A 6,155-nucleotide genomic window follows, 5' to 3' on the forward strand; every position below is an offset into this window, starting at 1 on the left:
CGAGGTCGTCATCTACCCGGTGGTGCCCACCCCGGGCGACCCGCGCGGGGTCTCCATCCTCTCCGAGCACTACCAGGGCACGTTCGCCGAGCTGGTCGCCGTACCCCGGATGAACCTCCTGCCGCTGCCCGACGGCCTGTCGGCCACCGACGCGGCGTGCCTGCCCACGGCCTGGCTCACCGCCTGGCGGATGCTGACCACCAAGGGCCGGGTCGCCGACGGCGAGTCGGTGCTGGTCCAGGGCGCCGGCGGTGGCGTGGCCACCGCGGCTGTCGCGCTCGGCGTCGCGCTCGGCAAGCGGGTGTACGCGACCAGCCGCGACGCCGCCAAGCGGGAGCGGATCGCCGAGCTGGGCGCGACCGCGCTGGAGCCCGGCGCGCGGCTGCCGGAACGGGTCGACGTGGTGATCGAGACGGTCGGCGCGGCCACGTTCGACCACTCGCTGAAGTCGGCCGCGCCGATGGCCCGGATCGTGGTCTCCGGCGCCACCTCCGGCCACGAGCCGAAGGTCAACCTGCGCCGGGTCTTCGCCATGCAGCTGGAGATCCTCGGCACCTCGATGGGCACCCCCGACGAGCTGACCGAACTGCTCGCGTTCTGCGCCGAGCACGAGGTGCGGCCGGTGGTCGACCGGGTGGTGCCGTTCAGCGAGATCACCGAGGCGTTCGCCCGGCTGCAGTCCGGCGACGTCTTCGGCAAGGTGGTCGTCGACCACACCGCCTGAGGCGCGCGGCGCGGATGGTGCTCGGCGCTGGCGGCGCTCGGCGCTGGCGGCGCGCGGCGCGGCGTGTTAAGAAGGGGCCCCTTCTCTACCGGAGGCGTTAATAAGGGGCCCTTCCTTACAGCCGGTCGTCGAGCGTGGCCACACCGCCTCGGGCCGCGGCGGCGGGGAGGCGCTCCTTCGCCGCCGGGTCGCCGTAGAGCGTCCAGCGGAGGAACTCGATCGTGGTGTCCGCGACCACGCCCAGCGCCTTGCCGTCGCCGAGCAGCGCCCGGCCGTGGTCGCCCTTCGGCAGGCTGAGCATCGCCTTCGGCCACGGCACCGCGTCGAAGACGGCCTTGCCCGCGGCGTACGACACCACCTCGTCGGCCTCACCGTGCACGTACAACTGCGGCGCGACGGTGCCGGCGAACGCGGTGCCCACGCCGAGCGCGGTGCCGGCGAAGACGATGCCCGCGTCCAGCCGCGCGTCCCGGCCCGCGGTGAACAGGCCGATAGTGGTCACGCCACCGGCGCTGTGCCCGGTCGCGGCCACCCGCTCCGGGTCCAGCCGGCCACGCAGCGGATCGCCCGCCTTCTCGCCGAGCGCGAGCACCCGGGTCAGCACGTACGACACGTCGGCCGGCTGGTTCAGCACGTCCAGCGCGTTGCCGTCGGTGCCCCGAGAGGTGTGCGGAAATCGTGGCGCGGCGACCACGAAACCGGCCGCCGCCCAGCGCGTGAGCAGCACCTGGTAGTCCTCCGGCCGGGCGGTCAGCCCGTGGCTGAACAGCACCACCGGGAACCGCCCGTCCGCCGCCGGGGCGGAGCGCTCGACCGCGCCACCGGCCGCGCCCGCCGCCGGGTACCAGATCGTCACCGGCAACGGCCGGTTGCCGTCCCGGTTCAGCTTCACCTGGCGTACGCCGACCGCGAAGCTCTCCGTGGGCGCCTTGCCGGCGGGTACGCGCGGGGTCGGTGTGACGCTTGTCGGTGCGGTGTCCGGAGCGGGCCGCCCGGCCGGGGCGGCGGGCTGCTCCGAGCAGCCGGCGAGGGCGGCGCCGAGGACGGCGGCGGTGAGCAGGGCGACGGGACGACGGCGCATGAACTGAATTGTGCCTCGCGATCGCCTGTGACCCCGCCCGGTCAGCCGGTCGGGTGGTCGCACGCCGATGCGCGGAGCCGGGCCAGGTCGGCGGCGTCCTTGGCACGGCGGGGCCGCTCCGGCATCCAGACCGGGAACATCTCCTTGAACTCGATCTGCGCGGCGACGCTGATCACCGGCGCCGCGAGCGGACCGATCCGGCCGGGTGGGGCGCTCAGCATGCCCTCGGGCAGGACGGTGCCCGCCCACGGTCCGGCGCCCACGACGACCCGGCCCGCCGTGTCCCGGTCGAGGTACGCGAAGCTCAGCTCGACGTCGTCCCGGACCAGGTCGAGCTGGAGCGTTGCCGGCATTCGGGGGTCGGGCCGCCAGCTGAGCGCGCCGAGCCGGTCGGCCAGCAGGTCGGCGTCCCGCCGCCAGCAGTACCAGTCGACATCGACGTGGGGGCGGCTCACCGCTCCGAGGTGGAAGTCCATCGCCCAGCCGCCGCGCAGCCAGACGTCGATCCCGGCCGCTCCGGCCACCTCGACGACCTCACGGATGGCGCCCAGTTGCCGCCCTTCCAGCCCGTCCACGCCCGCACCCTACCCACCGCCGTGGGTCGCGTCGATCATGAAGTTGGCGGCATCTGCTGTCCGGTTTGTCGCCGTCAACTTCATGATCAACGGCGCTGGGCCGGGTGCGGTCACGTGGGGAGGGAGTGGGTCGTGAAAGTTGTGCCGGGGGCTGTCGCGTCGGCGGGGAGGCGACGCAGCGCCGCCCGGTCGGCGTAGAGCGTCCAGCGCAGGAAGTCGGTGGTGGTGGCGAGCACCTGGGGGAAACCGGCCCGGCCCGGCGTCAGATACTCGCCGTGGCCCTGACCGCGCAGGCTCAGGAAGGCGGCCGGTCCGAGGCAGCGGGCGTACGCGGCCCGGCCGATCGACTCCGGCACGATCCGGTCGGCGCTCCCGTGCACGAACAGCATCGGCGCGAGCGGACGGGAGAAGCCGGCGACCATCCGGCCACCGGCGATCACGATCCCGGCCCGTAGCGGGGTCGGTTGCCCGGAGGCGAACATTCCGAGGCTGGTGTGACCACCGGCCGAGTGCCCGGCGGCGGCGAACCGGTCCACGGCCAGGTGCGCGCCGAGCGGGTCACCGGGGCGGGTGCCCAGACGGACCAGGTGACGGACCAGCCGCCAGGCGTCGGCCGGCTGGTTGCGTACGTCGTCGCGGGTGTAGCTGCGGGCGCGCAGGCTCGTACGCGGGTAGGTGGGCGCTACCACCACGAACCCGGCGGCCGCCCAGCGGCTGGTCAGGGCGGCGTGCAGCGCGGGCAGGCTGCGCAGCCCGTGGCTGTAGAGGACCACCGGGAACCGGCCCGCCGCGAACGGCGCGCCCGGCCGTACCCGTGGCCCGTCAAGCGTGCCGGTGCCGGACGGCCCGGCGGCGGGGCCGGTCGAGGTGGCGGCGGGGCCCGGCGAGAGGGCGGCGTCACGTGCGGGGGCGGAGCCGGGTAGCGCGGTGGTGTGGGCCGGTGCGGCGGGACCTGCGGAAGTGGACGGGGTCGCCTGCGTGGGCAGATCGGCCGGGTACCAGACGGTGACCGGCAGCGGCCGCGTGCCCTCCGGGTCGAGCGTGAACTGGCGCATCCCCACCGCGTACTGGCGATCGGGCGCGGGCCGGACACCGGCCGGTACGGGATCGGTGGTGGCGACGGCCTGGCCGCAGCCGGCCAGCAGCGCCGTCATCAGCGCGGCCACCAGCCGCTGCCCCCTCACACCTGCACGGTAGGCAGCCGAGTGGTCGGTCCGCGCCCGCCGTCCGGATCGGCTGCCGTCACCACCCGGCCGGGCGACGCCTCCACCGGCCGGGCGGGTTTGCGCGGGCCCGGTGAGCCGGATGTCGAGCTCCGGCCTGGCGGGGCGGCCTGGTCCGGCCGGTTTCGCTAGGGTCACCCGCATGGCTGAGAACTACACCGACCCGAGTGGCAACACAGCGCAGTTCCGCGCGTTCGTCGATTCGCCCGAGCCGGCCGCGTCGGCGTCGGCGCCGTCCCGGGTGCCGCTGATCGCCGGTGTGGCTGTCGCCGTCGTCGTGGTGGTCGCGCTGGTCGCCTGGATCGCCCTGGGCTGACCCGGCCGCCGCGCGCCGGTCGCCGGCAGCGGCAGGGTCGGGTTTGGAAGCGCTGGGGTCACGCCACCTCGCCGAGGTGGCGGCATCGGAGGGGCCGGGATCGCGCCACTTCCCCGAGGTGGCGGCACCGTCGCCCAGAACGCGGTCAGACGCCCAGCACCTCGCGGGTCTCGCGGGCGATCTCCCGCTCCTCGTCGGTGCCGACCACGAGCACCGCCACCTCCGCGCCGTCCGGCGAGACGATCCGGTCGCCGTGGCCGTCGTTGCGCGCCGGGTCGACGGCGATGCCGAGCCGCTCCAGCCCGGCCAGCGACGCGGAACGCACCGGCGCGGCGTGCTCGCCCACCCCGGCGGTGAACGCGATCGCGTCGACCCGGCCGAGCAGCGCGTAGTACGCGCCGACGTAGCCGGTGATGCGCCGGCAGTAGACGTCGAAGGCCAGTGTCGCGTCCGGGTCACCGGCGGCACGCCGGGCCAGCACCTCACGCATGTCGTTGGCGCCGGTCAGCCCGAGCAGGCCGCTGCGGTGGTTGAGCAGGTCGTCGATGTCGTCGACGCCCATGCCGCCCTCGCGGCGCAGGTGGAAGATGACTGTCGGGTCGAGGTCGCCGCTGCGGGTGCCCATCACCAGGCCTTCCAGCGGTGACATGCCCATCGAGGTGGCCACGCTGCGGCCACCCTGGACGGCACAGGCGCTCGCCCCGTTGCCCAGGTGCAGCGTGATGGTGTTGAGCTGGTCGTACGGGCGGTCGAGCAGGTCCGCCGTGCGCCGCGAGACGTACGCGTGCGAGGTGCCGTGGAAGCCGTACCGGCGGACGCCGTACCGCTCGGCGGTGGCCTTGTCGATCGCGTACGTGGCGGCGGCCTCGGGCAGCGTGTGGTGGAACGCGGTGTCGAAGACGGCCACCTGCGGGACGTCCGGCAGCGCCTCCCGGGCCACGCGGATGCCGGCCAGGTTGGCCGGGTTGTGCAGCGGGGCGAGCGGCACCAGGTCCTCGATGGCGGCGACCACCGCGTCGTCGATGCGTACCGGCTCGCTGAACTTCCGCCCGCCGTGCACCACCCGGTGGCCGACGCCGGCCAGCCCGGTCAGGTCGAGCCGACCGATGATCTCCCGGACCGCGCTCTCGTGGTCGGCCGGCCCGCCGCCGGGTTCGCCGATCCGTTCGACGGTGCCCTTGTCCAGGACGTCGTCGCCGTCGTACAGCCGGTACTTGACCGACGAGGACCCGCTGTTGAGGACCAGGATGCGGCTCATTCCGACGCCTCCGCGGCGGCCTGGATGGCGGTGATCGCCACCGTGTTGACGATGTCGGGCACGGTGGCGCCGCGGGACAGGTCGTTTACCGGCCGCCGCAGGCCCTGCATGACCGGCCCGACCGCCACCGCCCCGGCCGACCGCTGCACCGCCTTGTACGTGTTGTTGCCGGTGTTCAGGTCCGGGAAGATGAACACCGTGGCGCGCCCGGCGACCGGGCTGTCCGGCAGCTTGGTGGCGGCCACCTGCGGGTCGATCGCCGCGTCGTACTGGATCGGGCCCTCGACCAGCAGGTCGGGCCGGCGTTCCCGGACCAGCTTGGTGGCCGCCGCGACCTTCTCCACGTCGGCGCCCGCGCCGGAGCTGCCGGTGGAGTAGGACAGCATCGCCACCCGCGGCTCGATGCCGAACCGGGCCGCGGTGTCGGCCGACGAGATGGCGATGTCGGCGAGCTGGTCGGCGTCCGGGTCGGGGTTGACGGCGCAGTCCCCGTAGACGAGCACCCGGTCGGCGAGCAGCATGAAGAAGACGCTGGAGGCGACCGAGACGCCCGGCACGGTCCGGATGATCTCGAACGCGGGCCGGATGGTGGCGGCTGTGGTGTGGGTGGCGCCGGACACCATGCCGTCGGCGTGGCCGGTCTGCACCATCATCGTGCCGAAGTAGTTGGGTTGCGCCACGATGTCGTGCGCCAGTTCCACGGTGACGCCGCGGTGGGCGCGCAACTGCGCGTACGCCTGCGCGAACTCGTCCCGCCACGGGCTGGTCGCCGGGTCGACCACCTGCGCGTCGCCGAGGTCCACGCCCAGTTCCCGGGTGCGGCGGGCGATCTCGTCCGGGCGGCCGAGCAGCGTGATCTCGGCGACGCCCCGGCGCAGCAGCACCTCGGTCGCGCGCAGGATCCGTTCTTCGGCGCCCTCGGGGAGCACGAGCCGGCGGCGCTGGGCGCGGGCCCGGTCGATCAGGTCGTTCTCGAAC

Annotated in this window: 7 protein-coding genes; 2 read left to right on the top strand and 5 right to left on the bottom strand. The window is 74.4% G+C overall.

What is annotated here, in order from left to right; genetic code table 11:
• The coding region (locus KBX39_RS20210; protein WP_210871956.1) for a zinc-binding dehydrogenase at nucleotides 1-724 on the top strand (724 nt) is incomplete at its 5' end.
• 115 nt (nucleotides 725-839) lie between these two features.
• Here KBX39_RS20210 and KBX39_RS20215 read toward each other — a convergent pair.
• The 3 genes from KBX39_RS20215 to KBX39_RS20225 all read right to left on the bottom strand — a co-directional run bounded on the left by KBX39_RS20215 (nucleotide 840) and on the right by KBX39_RS20225 (nucleotide 3,564).
• Complete coding sequence (locus tag KBX39_RS20215) at nucleotides 840-1,805, bottom strand: chlorophyllase (protein ID WP_043328533.1); 966 nt, start codon at nucleotides 1,803-1,805, stop codon at nucleotides 840-842.
• A gap of 41 nt (nucleotides 1,806-1,846) precedes the next feature.
• On the bottom strand, nucleotides 1,847-2,380 hold the full coding sequence (locus tag KBX39_RS20220) for a nucleotidyltransferase domain-containing protein (RefSeq protein ID WP_043328535.1): 534 nt from the start codon (nucleotides 2,378-2,380) through the stop codon (nucleotides 1,847-1,849).
• 110 nt (nucleotides 2,381-2,490) lie between these two features.
• Nucleotides 2,491-3,564: a hydrolase gene (locus tag KBX39_RS20225; protein ID WP_069087361.1), complete on the bottom strand. Its 1,074-nt coding sequence runs from the start codon at nucleotides 3,562-3,564 to the stop codon at nucleotides 2,491-2,493.
• A gap of 181 nt (nucleotides 3,565-3,745) precedes the next feature.
• On the opposite strand from KBX39_RS20225, the gene KBX39_RS20230 reads away from it, so the two are divergent.
• Nucleotides 3,746-3,919 carry a hypothetical protein gene (locus KBX39_RS20230; RefSeq protein WP_166457193.1) on the top strand — a complete coding sequence of 58 codons (174 nt, stop codon included), beginning with the start codon at nucleotides 3,746-3,748 and terminating at the stop codon, nucleotides 3,917-3,919.
• A gap of 145 nt (nucleotides 3,920-4,064) precedes the next feature.
• Here the strand turns inward: KBX39_RS20230 and KBX39_RS20235 are convergent, their stop codons facing one another.
• Complete coding sequence (locus tag KBX39_RS20235; RefSeq protein ID WP_064447873.1) at nucleotides 4,065-5,177, bottom strand: acetate/propionate family kinase; 1,113 nt, start codon at nucleotides 5,175-5,177, stop codon at nucleotides 4,065-4,067.
• Nucleotides 5,174-6,155 (bottom strand): phosphate acetyltransferase (pta, locus tag KBX39_RS20240; RefSeq protein ID WP_210871958.1); only part of this gene is annotated, 982 nt, incomplete at its 5' end. The genes pta and KBX39_RS20235, both read right to left, overlap by 4 nt.

Origin of the sequence: Micromonospora sp. D75, assembly GCF_018070405.1 — a bacterium.
GTDB lineage: Bacteria > Actinomycetota > Actinomycetes > Mycobacteriales > Micromonosporaceae > Micromonospora > Micromonospora chalcea.

Excerpts from the sequence above, each read along its gene's own strand:
- KBX39_RS20230 (WP_166457193.1), top strand. The coding sequence starts at position 3,746 with ATGGCTGAGAACTACACCGACCCGAGTGGCAACACAGCGCAGTTCCGC.
- KBX39_RS20235 (WP_064447873.1), bottom strand. The coding sequence starts at position 5,177 with ATGAGCCGCATCCTGGTCCTCAACAGCGGGTCCTCGTCGGTCAAGTAC.
- KBX39_RS20215 (WP_043328533.1), bottom strand. The coding sequence starts at position 1,805 with ATGCGCCGTCGTCCCGTCGCCCTGCTCACCGCCGCCGTCCTCGGCGCC.